Annotated in this window: 11 protein-coding genes and 2 pseudogenes; 6 read left to right on the plus strand and 7 right to left on the minus strand. The window is 65.3% G+C overall.

Annotation, left to right across the window (positions count from 1 at the left end; all coding sequences use genetic code 11):
• Positions 1-29: 29 nt before the first annotated feature.
• A complete protein-coding gene (locus CSV86_RS07745) occupies positions 30-2441 on the plus strand; it encodes a TonB-dependent siderophore receptor (protein WP_009407894.1) in 2412 nt (803 codons plus the stop codon).
• A gap of 49 nt (positions 2442-2490) precedes the next feature.
• Here the strand turns inward: CSV86_RS07745 and CSV86_RS07750 are convergent, their stop codons facing one another.
• A complete protein-coding gene (locus CSV86_RS07750; protein WP_009407892.1) occupies positions 2491-3636 on the minus strand; it encodes a GGDEF domain-containing protein in 1146 nt (381 codons plus the stop codon).
• A gap of 321 nt (positions 3637-3957) precedes the next feature.
• On the opposite strand from CSV86_RS07750, the pseudogene CSV86_RS33295 reads away from it, so the two are divergent.
• A pseudogene (locus tag CSV86_RS33295) lies at positions 3958-4209 on the plus strand (winged helix-turn-helix domain-containing protein); the annotation flags it as partial.
• A gap of 1161 nt (positions 4210-5370) precedes the next feature.
• On the opposite strand, the pseudogene CSV86_RS07760 reads toward CSV86_RS33295, so the two are convergent.
• Positions 5371-8139: pseudogene (locus tag CSV86_RS07760) on the minus strand (ATP-binding protein); the annotation flags it as partial.
• Positions 8140-8529: 390 nt separating this feature from the next.
• Here CSV86_RS07760 and CSV86_RS07765 point away from each other — a divergent pair.
• The 3 genes from CSV86_RS07765 (at position 8530) to CSV86_RS07775 (ending at position 12828) form a co-directional block, all read left to right on the plus strand.
• Positions 8530-10368 (plus strand): amidohydrolase, encoded by a 1839-nt coding sequence (locus CSV86_RS07765; RefSeq protein ID WP_009407887.1) that lies wholly within the window; start codon positions 8530-8532, stop codon positions 10366-10368.
• Positions 10369-10427: 59 nt separating this feature from the next.
• Positions 10428-11045: an isochorismate family cysteine hydrolase YcaC gene (gene ycaC / locus CSV86_RS07770; protein WP_009407885.1), complete on the plus strand. Its 618-nt coding sequence runs from the start codon at positions 10428-10430 to the stop codon at positions 11043-11045.
• Positions 11046-11253: 208 nt separating this feature from the next.
• Positions 11254-12828 carry a hypothetical protein gene (locus CSV86_RS07775; protein WP_009407883.1) on the plus strand — a complete coding sequence of 525 codons (1575 nt, stop codon included), beginning with the start codon at positions 11254-11256 and terminating at the stop codon, positions 12826-12828.
• A 29-nt stretch (positions 12829-12857) separates the two neighbouring features.
• Here CSV86_RS07775 and CSV86_RS07780 read toward each other — a convergent pair whose 3' ends face one another.
• Positions 12858-13877 carry an alpha/beta hydrolase gene (locus CSV86_RS07780; protein ID WP_009407881.1) on the minus strand — a complete coding sequence of 340 codons (1020 nt, stop codon included), beginning with the start codon at positions 13875-13877 and terminating at the stop codon, positions 12858-12860.
• 163 nt (positions 13878-14040) lie between these two features.
• On the opposite strand from CSV86_RS07780, the gene CSV86_RS07785 reads away from it, so the two are divergent.
• Positions 14041-14922: a LysR family transcriptional regulator gene (locus CSV86_RS07785; RefSeq protein ID WP_009407879.1), complete on the plus strand. Its 882-nt coding sequence runs from the start codon at positions 14041-14043 to the stop codon at positions 14920-14922.
• On the opposite strand, the gene CSV86_RS07790 is transcribed toward CSV86_RS07785, so the two are convergent.
• The 4 genes from CSV86_RS07790 to CSV86_RS07805 form a co-directional block, all read right to left on the minus strand.
• A complete protein-coding gene (locus CSV86_RS07790; protein WP_009407877.1) occupies positions 14912-15475 on the minus strand; it encodes an NUDIX hydrolase in 564 nt (187 codons plus the stop codon). The two genes, CSV86_RS07785 and CSV86_RS07790, sit on opposite strands and share 11 nt — an antisense overlap.
• A 2-nt stretch (positions 15476-15477) precedes the next feature.
• A complete protein-coding gene (locus CSV86_RS07795; protein WP_009407874.1) occupies positions 15478-16230 on the minus strand; it encodes a GntR family transcriptional regulator in 753 nt (250 codons plus the stop codon).
• Positions 16231-16321: 91 nt separating this feature from the next.
• Positions 16322-16711: a carboxymuconolactone decarboxylase family protein gene (locus tag CSV86_RS07800; RefSeq protein WP_009407872.1), complete on the minus strand. Its 390-nt coding sequence runs from the start codon at positions 16709-16711 to the stop codon at positions 16322-16324.
• A gap of 133 nt (positions 16712-16844) precedes the next feature.
• Entirely contained in the window at positions 16845-17330 is a 486-nt protein-coding gene (locus tag CSV86_RS07805) for a flavin reductase family protein (RefSeq protein ID WP_009407870.1), read from the minus strand.
• Between the last annotated feature and the right edge of the window lie 11 nt (positions 17331-17341).

A 17341-nucleotide genomic window follows, 5' to 3' on the forward strand; every position in this document is an offset into this window, starting at 1 on the left:
GTTTTTCGACTGCACTATCGGGGAGTCCAATGAGCATCCACACCACATCGCGTCGCTTGCGCCGCCTGTCATTGCTGGCCGTCAGCATCACCCTGGCAACCAGCCTGCAAGCCCAGGAGGCCCGGCATGCCGTGAGCCTGCCGGCCCAGCCGCTGGACCAGGCCCTGAATGCCCTGGCCGGGCAGACCGGGGCGCGCATCCTGTTCGCCACCGACAGCGCCGAGGGTCTTCAGGCGCCGGCCCTGAGTGGCGACGTCACGGTGGAGCAGGCCCTGCAACGGCTGCTGCGTGGCAGCCGGTTGAAACTGCAGAGAACCGGGGACGGCAGCTACCTGGTGTCCAGCCCGGCTTCGGCCGACGACGGTGCGCTGCAACTGGACGCCACCAGCATCAATGCCAGCGGCCTTGGCGCCACCAGCGAGCCTACCGGCTCCTACACCACCGGGACCATGAGCAGCGGCACCAAGCTGGCCCTGACCCCGCGGGAAACCCCGCAGTCGGTGAGCGTGGTGACCCGCCAGCGCATCGAGGACCAGGCCATGACCACCCTCGGCGATGCGGTGAAGTACACCACCGGCCTGACCCTGACCAAGTGGGGCGGCGAGCGCGAGCGCTTCAACTCCCGGGGCTTCCAGCTGAACAACCTGATGGTCGACGGCATTCCGGTGGCTTACGACGAAGCCAGCCTGTCCACCGGTCTGTTGTCCATGTACGACCGGGTCGAAGTGGTGCGTGGCGCCTCGGGCCTGATGGAGGGCGCGGGTTCCCCGGGCGGCTCGATCAACCTGGTGCGCAAGCGGCCCACCGGAACCTTCCAGGGCAGCATCACCGCCGGTGCCGGCAGTTGGGACGACTACCGCGGTGAACTGGACCTGAGCGGCCCGCTCAATGCCAGCGGTACCCTGCGCGGGCGCACCGTGCTGTCGCTGCAGGACCGCAACTCCTATATCGACGACTACCAGAACCGCCGCAGCCTGTTCTACGGCGTGCTCGAAGCCGACCTCGACGACGCCACCACGCTCGCCGTGGGCTACAGCTGGAGCCAGGACAACAACCCCGGCGCCGATTGGAACGGCCGCGGCACCAATGCCGATGGCAGCTTCCTCGATATTTCCCGCTCGACCCGGATGAGCCCGAGCTGGTCGTACTGGGACAAGGAAAGCAGCACGGTCTTCGCCGACATCACCCACCGCTTCGCCAACGACTGGACGGCGAAGTTCGCCGCCACCGCGCTGCAAAGCCAGATGGACATGTTCGGTTCCTACCTCTATCGCCCGGACGAAACCTCCCGCGACCTCGGTTTCGGCTTCGGCAAGTACCACTACGAAAACACCCAGGCCAGCCTCGACGGCTATGCCAGCGGTCCGTTCGAACTGTTAGGGCGCAGCCATGAACTGGTGGTGGGCGGCAGCTACCGCCAGCAGGATATCGACGACGGCCCTGGCGGCTGGCCCCTGGGCTTCGTCTACGAGTTCGACCCGCTGGCGTTCGATGGCAAGGGCGTGCCCAAGCCTGGCATCACCGATGCCTGGTCGCGGGACGGCAAGATCGACCAGTCCAGTGTCTACTTCACCGCGCGCTTCAGCCTGACCGACGCCCTGAAGATGGCCGCAGGCGGGCGCCTGGACTGGTACGCCTACGAGCTGACCACCCACTCCGGCACCTGGACCGGCAACGACGAGTACAAGGCGACCCGGGAATTCACCCCCTACCTGGGCTTCACCTACGACCTCAACGACACCTACACCGCCTATGCCAGCTGGACGCGGATCTTCAATCCACAGAACTACAACAGCGCCGGTGGCGGCCTGCTGGATCCGCAGGAAGGCAGCAACTACGAGGTCGGGCTCAAGGCGGAGTACTTCGACGGGCGCTTGAATGCCAGTGTCGCGCTGTTCCAGATCGACCTGGAAAACCTGCCGGTGCAGCTGGATGCCGCCACCTGCGGTGCCATGCCGGACTGCTATGGCGCGTCGGGCGAGGTGCGCAGCCGGGGCGTCGAGTTCGAGATCAGCGGCGAAGTGCTGCCGGACTGGCAACTGTCGGCCGGCTACACCTACAACTACGCCAAGCACCGCAAGCCCAATGACTATGCGCCGATCGGCACCCAGTCCAGCGGCGAGCGCTACGGTACCAACCTGCCGCTCAACCTGTTCAAGCTGGCCACCAGCTACCGCCTGCCGGGTGACTTGAACCGCTGGAAGGTCGGTGGCGGTCTGCATGTGCAGAGCGATATCTACACCAGCGCGGGCATCGAGCAGGGCGGTTACGCGGTGACCGACCTGTTCGCCAGCTACGATGTCGACCGGCACCTGACCCTGAGCCTGAACGCCAACAACATCTTCGACCGCGACTACTACTCCAGCATCATGACCACCGTTGGCGGCAATTTCGTCGGTGATCCACGTAACTATACGGTGACTGCCAAGTACCGCTTCTAACTCGGAGGGGTGCTTTCGGGCCCCATCGCAGCGATGGGGCCATCAGCAATCAGCGTGCATCCACCAGCCGGATACTGTCCCGGCCACCGCGCTTGGATTCATACAGCGCTGCATCGCTCTGTTCGATCAGCGCTGCCAGGCTGGCCGGCGGGTATTCGAACAGGTTGGCGCCGATGCTCAGGGTCACCGGCTCCGGCGTGGCGAAGGTCGAGGCCTGCTGGCGGAAGCCTTCGCGCAGGGTGCTGCCGAGGGCGACGATGCGCTCGCTGGAGGCATTGCCCAGCAGGATCACGAACTCGTCGCCGCCCAAGCGTGCGGCCAGGGCGTCTTCCGGCAACCCGTCAAGGATCATTTCGCCCAGGCTCACCAGCAGCCGATCGCCCGCCGCATGGCCGTACAGGTCGTTGACCAGCTTGAAGTTGTCGATATCGATCAGCAGCAGTGCGCCTGGCTGCTGCACCGAGACGTTTTCCAGCAGGCGTGGCGCGCGAACCTCCAGGGCGCGGCGGTTGTACAGGGTGGTCAGCGGGTCGCGGGCGGCGAGGCGGGCGATGCGCTTTTCCCGGCGGTAGCGTTCGCTGCCGGTCATCGACAGGGCGATCAGCATCAGTGCCACGGCGCCTTCCACCAGGGAGATCTGGATGATTTCGCCGCGGAAAGACGCCAGGTCGAGCAGGGTCCCCGGGACCATCGCCAGGCACGCCTTGAGTATGTAGAACAGGCCGTGGCCGAGCATCACATAGCGCAACTGCACGGCGCCGACGCTGAGGGACCTGCCGTGAGGCCGCAGCAGGGCACTGGCGCGCAGGGCCAGGACGCCCACCAGGCCGGCATTGAAGAAGGTCATGACCTTGGACCACCACTGGTCCTCGGGGAGCAGGAGCAGCGCGCCCCAGAGTACGAAGATCAGGTACCAGGCCCGCGACAGGCGGGTTTCGGTGAAGCGCGCCACACCCAGGAGGAACAGCCAGTGGGCGGTCACCAGCAGGCCGTTAGCGAACCAGATGCCCAGCACCAGCAGGCCGTTGCTGCGCATCAGGGCCAGGGTCGAGCCGATGGTGATGGTGGCGAAGCCGGCGCTCCAGAACAGCAGCGAGTTTTCCCGCACGCTGCCCCATTCGATCGCCAGGTAAAGCGCGGCGGTTGCGGCGAGAACGACGGTGAGGACCAGCATGGTAGGGGGATCGAGCGCCATGTACTGACGGGACCTTTCTTGTTAATTACGAATGGGGCGGGATTGTAAGCTGTTGAAACGTTTTTTCGGAGCGTTGTGGCTGTTTTGTCAGGTGTGTTTCGTCGTTGTGGCTGATGGCCTCATCGCTGGCAAGCCAGCTCCCACAGGGTTCTGAGCTGCGACTGGGACCCTGTGGGGGCTTGCCAGCGATGAGGCCATTAGCCACTGCATCGATCCATGTCCGTCCCCACCCCCGATTGTCCGTATACCGCCCCCGCCACGGTTGTCCCTTCGTGATCCCTTGCCAAGATGGACAACAAGGACTTTCGCCGTCGGAGGAGGATGCCATTGGGTACGCTGGCCCGGGATTCAACTGCCGTCGAGGCCGTGCGCTTCGACCGTTTCATCGTTCACATCGGACAACGCCTGCTATTGGCCGACGGCCAGCCGCTGCGCCTGGGCGGGAGGGCGCTGGACATTCTCCTGGTGTTGCTGGAGCACGCCGGCACCGTGGTGGACAAGCACACCCTGCTGGCCCGGGTCTGGCCCGACAGCGTGGTCGAGGATATCAACCTGCGGGTGCATATCGCCGCCCTGCGCCGGGCCCTCGGCGAGGGCTTCATCATCAACCTGCCCGGCCAGGGGTATCGCTTCGCTGTGCCGGTTTTGCCGGCAGAGCATGCCGCCGTGCTCGCGCCTGATGTGCCGACGGGCAACCTGCCCACCCGCCTGAGCGGCATCGTTGGTCGCGACGAGGAGCTGGCGAACCTGGCGCCGTTGCTGGCCCGGCGCCGCCTGGTGACCCTTACCGGACCGGTCGGCGTGGGCAAGACCCGACTGGCCCTGGCCGTCGCGCAGGAGCAGGGCGGACATTGGCGCGATGGCGTGTGGCTGCTGGATTTCGCCCGCGGGCAATGCGCGGACGAGGCGCTGGCGGGGTTGCTGCAGGACATGGGCCTGCAAGCGAACCCTGCGTGTGCCCTTGGCGGCCTGCCAGCCCTTTTGCAGCAGCGCCGCCTGCTGCTGGTGCTGGACCATTGCGAAGCCCACCCCGGGTTCAGCCGCCGCTTGGTCGAAGCCTTGCTCGCGCTGGCGCCGGGAGTGAGCCTTCTGCTGACCTGCCGCGAAGCGCTGCGCATCCGCGGCGAGACCGTGGTCTCGGTAACGCCCCTGGCGGTCCCCCCTGGCAACGATGCGTGCAGCATCGAGCAACTCATGAATTATGCGGCGGTGCGTCTGTTCGTTGGCTGTGCCCGGGCCCGGCAGGCGGATCTCCAGCTGCGCCCGCAGGATCTCAAGACCGTTCGCGACATCTGCCGGCAGCTTGATGGCTTGCCCCTGGCCCTGGAACTGGCCGCAGCGCAGATCGAGGTGTTCGCCCTGGTCGGCCTGCGCGCGCAGTTGAGCGAAGGCTTGCAGGTACTCAATCGTGGCCGGCGCACCGCCGATGCCCGGCATCAGTCGTTGAAGGCGGCGCTGGACTGGAGTTTCCAACGCCTGGGCAGTGAAGAGCAGCACGTCCTGCGCTGCCTGGCCGCCCTGGGCCGCGGGTTCAGCCTGGAGCAGGCGGTGCACCATGGCTCCAGCGTCGGCCTGGGTCCGCTGGTGACCGCTCGCGCGGTGCAGCGACTGGCCGCCAGTTCGATGCTGGCGCACGACCCTGGATCCGCGCGTTATCGGTTGCTCAACAGTACCCGTTGGTACCTTCAAGAGGCGGCTGCCTCCTATCACCCGGCCCGGTGTAGCTACCGGCCTGGGGTCGCGTTGCGCCAGGCGTTCCATCAGTTGCTGCGCGCGGAGCAGTTCGGCGGTGGCGAAGCCTTCCTTGAAGCGTGCATGCACTGCTGCCAGCAGTTGCCGCGCCGGTTGCGGCCGGCCATCTTCCAGCCACAAGCCGGCGAGGGCGGTGGCGCTGCGCAACTCCCAGGCCAGTGCCCGTTGCTTGCGCGCCAGGCCCAGGGCCTTGAGCAGCAGGTTCTCGGCCTGCTGGCGCGCCTGGGCAACACCTTCGGGCAATTGCGCTGCATAAGCGCACAGCAGGGCGGCGCTGGCCCAACCGGCAGCACCGCTCTGCGCCCGTTGCAACAGGGCGCTATCCACCCGGCCCGGGACCAGGGTGGCGAGCAGGTCGCCGATCAGGCCGCCGGCCGGGCCCGCTGGCGCCGCGTCAGTCATTGCGAAGGCCCAGGCATAGTGTTCGGACCACTCGCGGAACAGCCCCACCGAATGTCGCTGCGACTGCTCGCGCAGCAGGCGCACCCGCTCCTGCGCCAGCGCGTGTTCGCCGTTGTACCAGGGAATGACGCAGCCGCTTAGAGCGAGGGTGTAGCACAGGGTGGTGCCATGGTCGATCTGCTGCGCCAGTTCCAGTGCCTGGCTGGCGCTGCAGGCCGCCTGCTCGGGCAGGCCCTGCAGCCAGAGAATCCGCGCTTGCAGGGTCAGGGCCGCGACGCTTTGGTCGTATTGCACGCCGAAGCCATGGGTAAAGCGGTTGAGCCGGCCGCTTTGGGCCATGCGTTGCAGGGCGGCGTCGGACTCGCGCCGGGCGCGCTCCTGCGCGCCGCTGAAGTGCAGGCCCAGGCCGCGCAGGCGCTGGGCGCTGAGGGCCAGTTGCGGATCGTGGTCGAGGCCGCGCCGGTCGAAGTCATGGCTCAGTTGCAGGGCGTGCTGGTACTCGCCGCGGCTCAGGTACACCGCCATGTTCCCGGAAATCGCCCGGAGCAGGCCGGGCAGGTCGCCGTTGGCTTGTGCCAGGCGCGCGGCACTGGCGAAGGCATCGAGGGTCTGCGGTGTGCCACCGTGGTCGTGGTAGCTGAAGGTACCCATGGCCAGCTTGAGGTTGATCGCCAGGCTGCTTCCCGGCTGGGTATCGGTTTCCAGGCGCAGCAGGGCCTTGCGGATATGCCGGCCATGCTCGGACAGCAGCGACAGCTCTTGCCACAACGGAGCCGAAGCGGCGGTCAGGCGTGCGGCCAGCAGGCCCGCTTCGGCATTGGCGAAGCCCCATTCCAGTGCGCCGCGCAGGTCGTCGAGGCTACGTGAATAACATTCCAGCCATTGCTCGGGGCTGGTCCTGGCCCACTCCCGTTCGGCCTGTTGCATGATCGCCAGGCAGCGCTCGGCATGCCGCTTGAGCGTCCCGGCCAGTTCGCCGGCCTGCTGCAGCTTGTCCAGGGCGTAGCAGCGGGTGGTGTCGAGCATCCGGTAAAACACCTCTTCATCGCCGACATCGACATTCAGCAGCGACTGGCTGACCAGTTGGCTCACCGCATCGCGCACCTGGTCCGGGGCCAGGCGCTCGTCGGCGGCCAGGGTCATGGCCGAGGCCAGGCTGAAACCGCCACGGAACACGCTAAGGCGGCGCAGCACGGTGCGTTCACTGTCTGCCAGCAACTGGAAGCTCCAGTCGAGGGTGGCGCCGAGCAGGTGCTGGCGGCGTTCATCGCCCTGGCTCGGCAACAGGTGGCGACGCAGGTCGGCGAGCAGGGCGTCCGGGCCGAGTACCGCCAGTTGCGCAGCCGCCAGTTCCAGCGCGAGCGGGATGCCGTCCAGATGCCGGCAGATGGCGACCACCGTGGCCAGGTTGGCGGCATTGAGTTCGAACTGCTCCTGATTGGCGATGGCACGTTCGACGAACAACTGCACGGCGCCGTACCTCAAGGCCTGCGCCGGATCCCCGGTAGCCTCGGGCGGCGGGCATTCCAGGGCATCCAGGCGCAGTACCGCCTCACCCTCGGCGCGCAGGCTTTCGCGGCTGGTCACCAGGACCTGCAACTGCGGCGCGCCACGCAGCAGGTGCTCGCAGAGGCTGGCCACCGAATCGACCAGGTGTTCGGCGTTGTCGATCACCAGCAGCAGGTGGCGGCCGCGCAAGTGCTCGCACAGGGCGTCCAGCGGCGCCTGGTCGGGCAGGGCGAGGCCGAGCACGCCGGCCAGGTTGCCGAGGATGGTGGACGGTGTGCCGAGCGTGCTCAGGTCGAGCAGACGGATACCGTCGCGGTACAGCCCTATCGACTGCTCGGCGACGCGCAGGGCCACGGTGGTCTTGCCGATCCCGCCCGGGCCGGCGAGAGTCAGCAGGCGCTGGCGCGACAGTTGCCCGAGCACCTGGTTGACCAGCATCTGCCGCCCGATCAGGCGGGTGCGGCGCAATGGCAGGTTGTGCGAGGCCGGCGCCGGCGCCTGGGAATCCTCCTCTTGCGCAAGCAGTGGCGCGACGAAACTGTAGCCGCGCTGGGCCACGGTAATGATGTAGCGCTGGCCGTCCTGGCCATCGCCCAGGGCCTTGCGCAGGGCCGCGATATGGACCCGCAGGCTGATCTCCTCGACCACGGTATCCGGCCACACCCGGGCCATCAGCTCGCTTTTGCCCAGCACTTCGCCGGGGCGCTCCAGCAACGCCAGGAGCAGGTCCATGGCGCGCCGGCCGAGGCGCAGGGGCCGGTCGTTCTCGACGATCAGGCGCTGGCCTGGAAAAACCCGATAAGGGCCGAACTTCACGGCCTGTTCACGGTGACGGCTCACATCCTGCTCCCGACGCTGTTCCGACTATCGGCACGAGCCTTGGCAAGGCTCTGGCCTGTGGTTTTCCAGCATGTTGGGGAGGTTTTTCCGACAAGGCAATGCCTGCTTGCGCCTTGCAGGCCTTTCGCGGCGACTAGGCTTGTCAGGCTTCGCTGTCAAAGCCCTACGGGGGCAGGGGGAATAATTAACAACGATTAACTCGTGTATCCCCCGTCCGCCCTCAAGAATTCCGCAAAAACCCCCATCGGAACGTCCACCATGACCGACCACGATGACCGCAACGACCCGACCCGGCGCCGCCTGCTCGCCGCCGGATCCCTCCTGACCGCCGCAGCGACCCTGCTGCCGCGGTTGTCCTTCGCTTCACTCACTCCAGACCAGGGACCTGCAATGAATGCCGATCTGATTCTGTTCAATGGCCGCTTCCATACCGTGGACCGGGAAAAACCCGAAGCCAGTGCCGTGGCGATCAAGGACGGGCGCTTCGTCGCCGTCGGCACCGACGCCGAAGCCATGGCCACCCGCGGCAGCGCCACCCGGGTCATCGACCTCAAGGGACGCTGCGCCATCCCCGGCCTCAATGACTCGCACCTGCACCTGATCCGCGGTGGCCTCAACTACAACCTTGAGCTGCGCTGGGAAGGCGTGCCGTCCCTGGCCGATGCCCTGCGCATGCTCAAGGACCAGGCCGAGCGTACGCCGAGCCCGCAGTGGGTACGGGTGGTCGGCGGCTGGAATGAATTCCAGTTCGCCGAAAAGCGCATGCCCACCCTGGAGGAAATCAACCAGGCGGCCCCGGACACCCCGGTGTTCATCCTGCACCTGTACGACCGCGCCTTGCTCAACCGTGCTGCGCTGCGCGTGGCGGGCTACACCAAGGACACGCCGAACCCGCCGGGCGGCGAGATCGTCCGTGATTCCCGTGGCGAGCCGACCGGCATGCTGGTGGCCCGGCCGAACGCGATGATCCTCTACTCGACCCTGGCCAAGGGGCCGAAGCTGCCCCTGGAGTACCAGATCAACTCGACCCGCCAATTCATGCGCGAGCTCAACCGCCTCGGCCTGACCAGCGCCATCGACGCCGGCGGCGGTTTCCAGAACTACCCGGACGACTACGAGGTGATCGAGCACCTGGCCAAGGAAGACCAGTTGACGGTGCGTATCGCCTACAACCTGTTCACCCAGAAGCCCAAGGAGGAACTGGCCGACTTCAAGAACTGGACCGGCAGCGTCAAGCTGCACCAGGGCGACGACATGCTGCGGCACAACGGCGCCGGCGAGATGCTGGTGTTCTCCGCTGCCGACTTCGAGGACTTCCTCGAACCACGCCCGGACCTGGCGCCGTCCATGGAGCAGGACCTGGAGCCGGTGGTGCGCCATCTGGTCGAGCAGCGCTGGCCGTTCCGCCTGCATGCCACCTATGACGAGTCCATCAGCCGCATGCTCGACGTGTTCGAGAAAGTGAACCGCGACATTCCGTTCAACGGCCTGCCCTGGTTCTTCGATCATGCCGAGACCATCACCCCGCGCAACATCGAGCGGGTGCGAGCCCTGGGCGGCGGTATCGCGATCCAGGACCGCATGGCCTTCCAGGGCGAATACTTCGTCGATCGCTACGACGCCAAGGCCGCCGAAGCCACGCCGCCGATCAAGCGCATGCTGGCCGAAGGCGTGCCGGTGGGGGCCGGGACCGACGCGACCCGGGTGTCCAGCTACAACCCGTGGACCTCGCTGTACTGGATGGTCAGCGGCCGTACGGTCGGCGGCCTGGCCCTGCACCAGGAAGGCCTGCCGCGTTCCACCGCGCTGGAGCTGTTTACCCATGGCAGCGCCTGGTTCTCTTCCGAGCAGGGCAAGAAGGGCCAGATCAAGGTCGGCCAACTGGCCGACGTGGCAGTGCTCAGCGCCGACTTCTTCAGCGTCGAGGAAGAGGCGATCAAGTGGATCGAGTCGCTGCTGACCGTGGTAGGCGGCAAGGTGGTCTATGGCGCGGGCGAGTTCGACGGGCAGGGGCCGAAGGACATCCCGGTGCTGCCGGACTGGTCGCCGGTGGTCAAGGTCCCGGGGCACTGGCGCCCGGCCTCGCCGTTGCAGGCCCAGGTGCACCAGTGCAGCGGGCCGTGCGCGGTGCATGCGCATACCCATGAACGGGCGCGCCTGTCCAATGTGCCGGTCAGCGATTTCCAGGGCTTCTGGGGCGCGTTCGGCTGTTCCTGCTTCGCTTTCTGAGTTCCACCCCGGCGCAGGCAGGGGCCTGCGCCTCTCTTACCGTCAGAGGAGTCATGAAAATGAGCAACGACTACAAACGCTTGAACAAGGATGACGCGGTGGTGTTGCTGGTGGATCACCAGACCGGGCTGATCTCGCTGGTACAGGACTTTTCGCCGAACGAATTCAAGAACAACGTGCTGGCCCTGGGCGACCTGGCCAAATTCTTCGGCCTGCCGACCATCCTCACCACCAGCTTCGAGCAGGGCCCTAACGGCCCGCTGGTACCGGAACTGAAGGAACTGTTCCCGGATGCGCCGTACATCGCCCGTCCGGGGCAGATCAACGCGTGGGACAACGAGGATTTCGTCAAGGCAATCAAGGCCACCGGGCGCAAGCAACTGATCATCGCCGGCGTGGTGACCGACGTGTGCGTAGCCTTCCCGACCCTGTCGGCCATTGCCGAAGGTTACGAGGTGTTCGTGGTGACCGATGCGTCCGGCACCTTCAACGAGACCGTGCAGCAGGCGGCCTGGGCGCGGATGAGCGCGGCGGGTGCGCAACTGATGAACTGGTTCTCGGTGGCGTGCGAACTGCACCGCGACTGGCGCAACGACATTGAAGGCCTGGGTAACCTGCTGTCGCAGCGGATTCCCAACTATCGCAACCTGATGAATAGCTATGCGGCTCTGAAGTAAGCGCTGGTTCGGATCGCGGCAAGCCCTTGGGCTCGCCGCGATTTTTTTGTGTGGTTTATGGCCTCATCGCTGGCAAGCCAGCTCCCACAGGTCTCGGCCAAATCAATGATCGTGCGTTGCTCCTCGAATACATTGATGGCGAAACGCTATTTCCCATGTCATCCCATCTCCCTACAATCGAATGCTCACTCCAGGGAGAAACGCCTTGATGTTCGATTCACCGCTTAAGTTCGGCCTATCCATTTCCGCCCGCGGGCTGATCGAAGACACCTGCCTGGCGATGATTCCTGGCGCGGTCGTCGGTGTCTGGGACGTTCTGCACGAGGATCATGGGCTCACCGGTGGCGAGGAGGTCTACGCACGGCTGGAGCAATGCCTCCAGCCGTTGCAACAGGTACGCTCGAGCATCGCCTTGCTTGAGCGCAAGGTCGCGGCTTATCGCCTGAACCTGGACAAGTACCAGATCGCCCCGGCGCTCACGCTGATCGAATCCCTCTACCACGATTACGACCAGGCGCTGGAAAAGCTCATTCAGGGCATCCGCGAACAGTCCGCCGGCAGCCCGCAGGGCGCGGCCGACCGCTTCGTCAGCCAAGGCCGCCTGAACGGACTGGCCAGCCGCGTCGGCGAGGAACTGGGAGAGAGCCTGCTGACCCTGCAGCGCATGCTCAGTACGTCCTACGCCCAGTACTTCCTCCGGCCGTTCCAGGAGGACCTGAACCAGCGCGACTTCGTTTCGTTCTTCTACATCAGCAAATACTGCTACGCGCGTTTCTTCCTTGCTCAGGTCAAGGCATTCCTGCTGTTGCATCTGGTCCAGGCCGACGCCTGCCAGCAGTTCCGTATCCAGAACGAACTCGACGACTTCGAGGTCTTGCTGGGCCGCCAGGAAAGGGAAATGACGCACTGGCTGCCCGACGAGGTGCTGGCCTTGGTCGAGCAACTGGCACAGGAGCGCGAGGGCATGCGTGGCGCCGTGTCGGTGAGCTGGCGCTCGGGTCTGGGCGACAACGGCCTGCGCTTCGGCAGCGACGGTGGCGTACACCTCTGCGTCGAGGTCCAGGAGTGGCGTCTGGAGCCCATCGGGGCCTTGGTCTTCAACCCGCAGGTCGACCAGCTTTTCCGCATCAAGCACGCGGTGTCCGGGAATATTCTGCAGATCGGCGGCGCGGCCGGTGTGATGGGGGTCACCGACTACAAGGCCGTCAAGGACGGCTGGAAGATCAGTTGGAACGCCGCGCATGAGGTGTTCAATCTGCAGTTCAAAAGTTACACGGGCGACGCCAACAACGACGTTCGGCTGGTCTCCCGCAGCGGGCCGAACCGATCGATGAGCGAGGTGCGCCTGGATGGCAAGCGTGTCGATCATCCCTATGAGACCGAGCAGCAGTTCTTCATCGAACCGTACTATCAGGTGTTCGCCGGACGTGACCGGATGCTGGTGGGCGAGCATCTGGTGCCCAATGGTTTCGTGATGTCGGAAGGCGGAGCCTATACCTTGCTGTACCGTTCCAACGGCTCGGTGATGCTGGTCAGGGGTTCCGATAACAAGACGGTATGGATCGCCGCCGAGCGGCATGGACGACCACCGGCGCGCCTGATGCTGCAGCCGGACGGTAATCTCGTCGCGTATGACGTCGACGGCGCGGCCTATTGGTCTTCGGGCAAGTACTTCAAGGACCAGCAGGCCCTGTACAAGCGTTCGGTGCTGCGGGTGCGCAAGGATGGACGGGTAGAGATCCGGGTGCCGGGACAGGAGATTTTCTGGATTACGCCGCAATAAAAAGGGGGCTGCAAGGCAGCCCCCGGGTATCACTGCAGATGCGTTTTCAGCTCCAGCGCTGCCTGGCGCATCGCCGCCTGCACTTGCGGCACCTTGGCCAGCGGGTTGAGCAGACCATAATCATGAATCATGCCGTTGTAACGCACCGCCGTGACATCCACCCCGGCCGCATCCAGCTTGCGGGCATAGGCCTCGCCTTCGTCACGCAGCACGTCGAACTCCGCGGTCTGCACCAGCGCCGGCGGCAGGCCCTTGAGCTGTTCGGCACTGGCGCGCAGCGGCGAGGCATGGATGCCGGCGCGCTGGGCCTGGTCGGTGGTGTAGTTGTCCCAGAACCATTTCATCATCCCGGTGGTGAGGAAGTGGCCTTCGGCGAACTGCTTGTACGAAGCCGTCTCGAAGCTGGCGTCGGTCACCGGCCACAGCAGCAACTGGAAGCGCAGTGCAGGAGCCTTCTGTTCCTTGGCCATCAGCGCGACCACCGCGGCCATGTTGCCGCCGACGCTGTTGCCGGCCACCGCCAGGCGGCTGCTGTCGACACCGATTTCCTTGCCATGCTCGGCTACCCAGCGGGTCGCGGCATAGGCCTGGTTGATCGCGGTCGGGTAATGGGCTTCCGGCGACGGCGTGTAGTCGACATACACCGCCACCGCGCCGGAACCGACCACCAGGTCGCGGATCAGGCGCTGGTGGGTAGGGAAGTCACCCAGCACCCAGCCGCCACCGTGGAAGAACATGAACACCGGCAGCTCGCCAGCAACCTTGGCCGGGCGGACGATCTTCAGGGTGACCTTGTCCTGGCCGACGCTGATGGTCTTCTCGCTGACCTCGATCCCGGAGAGGTCCACCTGGACCGAGGCCTGGGCACCGGTCAGTACCGCACGGGCGTCTTTCGGTGCAAGTTGCTCCAGTGGTTTGCCGCCGCCTTTCTCCAGGGCTTCGAGGAAGGCCTGGGTCTGCCGTTCGACGCCCGGGCTGCCGGCGGCGAACGCGTTGCCGATGGAGAGGGCGAGGAGGGTGGCGCCGAGGGTTTTGGTGACCAGTTTCATGTTGGGATTCCTTTTCTTCGCGTTAGGTATGGGCAGCAAGGTTAGATGCCATCAGCGCCGCGGGTTGGGTTTCGGCTGCGCTGTAAGGTGTGCCCAGATTATTGAGATGCGAACAAGTGAAAAAGCCGCTATAAAGCGTTTTACTGTCCACCGGAAAGAGACAATGAACCCCTTCGAAGATATGCGAATCTTTGCCCAGGTCATGGAGTCCGGCAGCTTCACCGCTGCGGCCGACAAGCTGGGCCTGTCCAAGCAGTTCGTCAGCCGGCGCCTGATGGCCCTGGAGGAGCGCCTTGGCGTGCGCCTGCTCAACCGCTCGACCCGGCGCCTCGATCCGACGCCCCTGGGCCAGAGCTACTATGAGTCGTCCCTGCGCCTGCTCAACGAGGTCGAGCAGGTGGAGCAGGGCATCGCCGGGCAGACCAGCGAGCCCCGCGGCACGGTGCGGGTCAGTGCACCGCTGTCTTTCGCCGTGGCGCATCTCGGCTGCCTGCTGCCGGAGTTTCTCCAGCGCTACCCGCAGGTCAGCGTCGAGGTGGACCTGAGCGACCGTTCGGTGGACCTGCTCGGCGAGGGCTACGACCTGGCCCTGCGTATCGGCGTGCTGGAGGACTCGACCCTGATTGCCCGGCGCCTGGCGGCCATCGACCGGGTCTATTGCGCAAGCCCCGAATACCTGGAACGCAAGGGCACGCCGTCACGCCCGGACGATCTGGTCAACCATGAGTGCCTGCCTTATGGACATGGTCGCCAGGTGCAATGGCGTTTCCTGGAACAGGGCAAGTTGCGCATGGTCACCGTGTGCGGGCGCATGCGCGCGAACAACGGCGAGCTGCTGCGCGATGCGGCCGTGAAGGGCATGGGGATTACCTATCTGCCGACCTTCATCGTCGGCGAGGCGTTGGCGACGGGGCAACTGGTGCCGGTACTCGAGGATTTCGTCACCGAGCCGTTGCAGCTCTCGGCGGTCTATCCGCAACACCGGCAAAGCGCGCGTCCGGTACAGGCGCTGATCGAATTCATGCGCGAGCGCCTCAGCGCATGAAGTGCACCTTGCCGCTGTCGTCATTGCCCATGTAGATGCCATAGACCCCGGCCTGGCGTTCCTCGATATAGCGTTCGAGGATCTGCCGGATCGCCGGGTAGTAGATGGCATCCCAGGGAATTTCATCCGGCGCGAAGAAGCGGCAGTCCATGGTTTCCGGGCCCCACTGGCCAGTGATCTCCACGGCCACGGCACGGAAGATGATGTACACCTCACTGATCCTCGGCACGCTGAAGATCGAGTAGGGCGAGACGATGTCGCCGCGCACCCCGGTTTCTTCCCAGACCTCGCGCAGCGCCGCCTGTTCGGTGGTTTCCCCGGCTTCCATGAAGCCTGCCGGCAGGGTCCAGGTACCGGGGCGCGGCGGGATGCCGCGCTGGCACAGCAGGTATTTGCCGTCGCGCTCGATGATGCAGCCGGCGATGATCTTCGGATTGATGTAGTGGATATAGCCGCAAGCGCCGCACATCAGGCGTTCGTGGGTATCGCCGTCCGGTCGTCCCTGTTGCAGCGCGGCGGAGCATTGCGGGCAGAAACGCGGGACGGCAGGCATGATCAGCGGCCTATGCGGGGTTCTTTGAGGGCGATCGGCGTGGTGATCTCGCGGATCTTGCCGGCGTCTTCCTGCTTCGAGCGCAGGTAGTCGAGGGCCACCTTGGCGGCAGCGCGGACGTGATCCACCGAGGCCTGGTGCGCGGCCAGCGGGTCGCCGCTCTTGATCGCCTCGACGATCTTCTCCATTTCCCGGTTGCTCGCGCCGCGGCGGTTTTCCTGGGATACGGAAGTGGCGCGCAGGTAACTGATGCGCGCCTGCAACTGGCGCAGTTGGGTGGCGGCGACATGGTTGCCGGAACCTTCCAGCAGCACGTCGTAGAAGCCTTGCACCGATTCCAGCACCTGTTGCAGCTCGCCGTTGGTGAGGGCGTTGCGGTTCTCCTCCAGGGCCTTTTCCAGGGCACGGATGTCCTTGGCCTTGGCGTTGAGGGTGAACAGCTGGACGATCAGGCCTTCGAGCACGCAACGCAGCTCGTAGATATCACGGGCGTCCTCGAGGGTAATGATGGCGACGCGCGGGCCCTTGGCATCGGCGAATTCCACCAGGCCTTCGGATTCCAGGTGGCGCAGGGCTTCGCGCACGGAGGTGCGGCTGACGCCGAGGCGGTCGCACAGGTCGCGTTCGACCAGGCGGTCGCCGGGCAGCAGGTGGAAGTTCATGATCGCGCTGCGCAGCTTGTCGAGCACGATTTCGCGCAGGGTAACGGGATTGCGGTTGACCTTGAAGCTGTCGTCGAGTGGCTGGCGTTTCATTGTCTGCGCTCTGCAATTGGCTGTTGCGCCAGCGACATCGACGCACTCGCCGATCGGGTGCGTCCTGCGGTGGGTCCAGAACAGCCAGTGTTTAACTGGTTGACTCCGAGTCGGCCTCGGCGAAGGCTTCCCGGGCCAGGCGGAAACTGTCCACCGCCGCGGGTACACCGCAATAGATACCGACCTGGAGCAGAATCTCGCGTATTTGTTCACGACTCAGTCCGTTGCGCAAGGCGCCGCGGATGTGCAGCTTGAGCTCGTGGGGCCGGTTCAACGCGGAAATCATTGCCAAGTTTATCATGCTGCGTTCTTTCAGCGACAAACCGTCTCGGCCCCAGACATGGCCCCAGCAGTACTCGGTGACCAGTTCCTGCAGGGGCTTGGTGAAGTCGTCGGCGTTCTGGATGGAACGGTTGACGTACGCCTCGCCCAGCACCTGGGTGCGGATGGCGAGGCCTTTTTCGTACTTCTCGTTGCTCATCTCGGGCTCCTGCATGCTGAAGAAAATGGGGGGGTGCTGAAAGCTTGGGTGTTCTTTCGGGCCTCATCGCTGGCAAGCCAGCTCCCACAGGGACCTTGTGGGAGCTGGCTTGCCAGCGATGAGGCCCGAAAGGTCAACCCAGGTTGGGCAGGGCGCCCAGCTTGCCCTTGTGGTAGATCATCGGCGTCACCGGCTGCTCGGGAAGGATCAGGTTCTTCACTTCGCCGACGATGATCGCGTGGTCACCGCCATCGTATTCGCGCCAGAGTTCGCATTCGATCACCGCCGTGGCGTTGGCCAGCACCGGGTTGCCCAGCGCGCTGAGGCGCCATTCGATGCCTTTGGCCTTGTCCTTGCCCTTGCCGGCAAAGGCGTAGGCTTCGGCGGTCTGGCCGGCGGCCAGCAAGTGAATGGCGAAACGCTTGCTGTCGCGCAGGATCGGGTAGGTGTCGGAGGCGTAGTTGGGGCAGAACAGCACCAGCGCCGGTTCGATCGACAGCGCGCTGAAGGCGCTGGCGGTGATGCCGACGATGCCGCCCTCGGCATCCAGCGTGGTGACGACGGTCACGCCGGACGGAAAGGAGCCCATCACGTCTTTGTAGATGCCGGGTTCGATCATTTCAGTTCACC

The organism is Pseudomonas bharatica CSV86 (genome assembly GCF_000319305.2).
GTDB classification, from domain to species: Bacteria; Pseudomonadota; Gammaproteobacteria; order Pseudomonadales; family Pseudomonadaceae; genus Aquipseudomonas; species Aquipseudomonas bharatica.

Bases quoted from the DNA above. Each gene is read 5' to 3' on its own strand.
- CSV86_RS07745 (WP_009407894.1), top strand. From the start codon at position 30: ATGAGCATCCACACCACATCGCGTCGCTTGCGCCGCCTGTCATTGCTG.
- CSV86_RS07750 (WP_009407892.1), bottom strand. From the start codon at position 3,636: ATGGCGCTCGATCCCCCTACCATGCTGGTCCTCACCGTCGTTCTCGCC.
- CSV86_RS07765 (WP_009407887.1), top strand. From the start codon at position 8,530: ATGAATGCCGATCTGATTCTGTTCAATGGCCGCTTCCATACCGTGGAC.
- ycaC (WP_009407885.1), top strand. From the start codon at position 10,428: ATGAGCAACGACTACAAACGCTTGAACAAGGATGACGCGGTGGTGTTG.
- CSV86_RS07775 (WP_009407883.1), top strand. From the start codon at position 11,254: ATGTTCGATTCACCGCTTAAGTTCGGCCTATCCATTTCCGCCCGCGGG.
- CSV86_RS07780 (WP_009407881.1), bottom strand. From the start codon at position 13,877: ATGAAACTGGTCACCAAAACCCTCGGCGCCACCCTCCTCGCCCTCTCC.
- CSV86_RS07785 (WP_009407879.1), top strand. From the start codon at position 14,041: ATGAACCCCTTCGAAGATATGCGAATCTTTGCCCAGGTCATGGAGTCC.
- CSV86_RS07790 (WP_009407877.1), bottom strand. From the start codon at position 15,475: ATGCCTGCCGTCCCGCGTTTCTGCCCGCAATGCTCCGCCGCGCTGCAA.
- CSV86_RS07795 (WP_009407874.1), bottom strand. From the start codon at position 16,230: ATGAAACGCCAGCCACTCGACGACAGCTTCAAGGTCAACCGCAATCCC.
- CSV86_RS07800 (WP_009407872.1), bottom strand. From the start codon at position 16,711: ATGAGCAACGAGAAGTACGAAAAAGGCCTCGCCATCCGCACCCAGGTG.
- CSV86_RS07805 (WP_009407870.1), bottom strand. From the start codon at position 17,330: ATGATCGAACCCGGCATCTACAAAGACGTGATGGGCTCCTTTCCGTCC.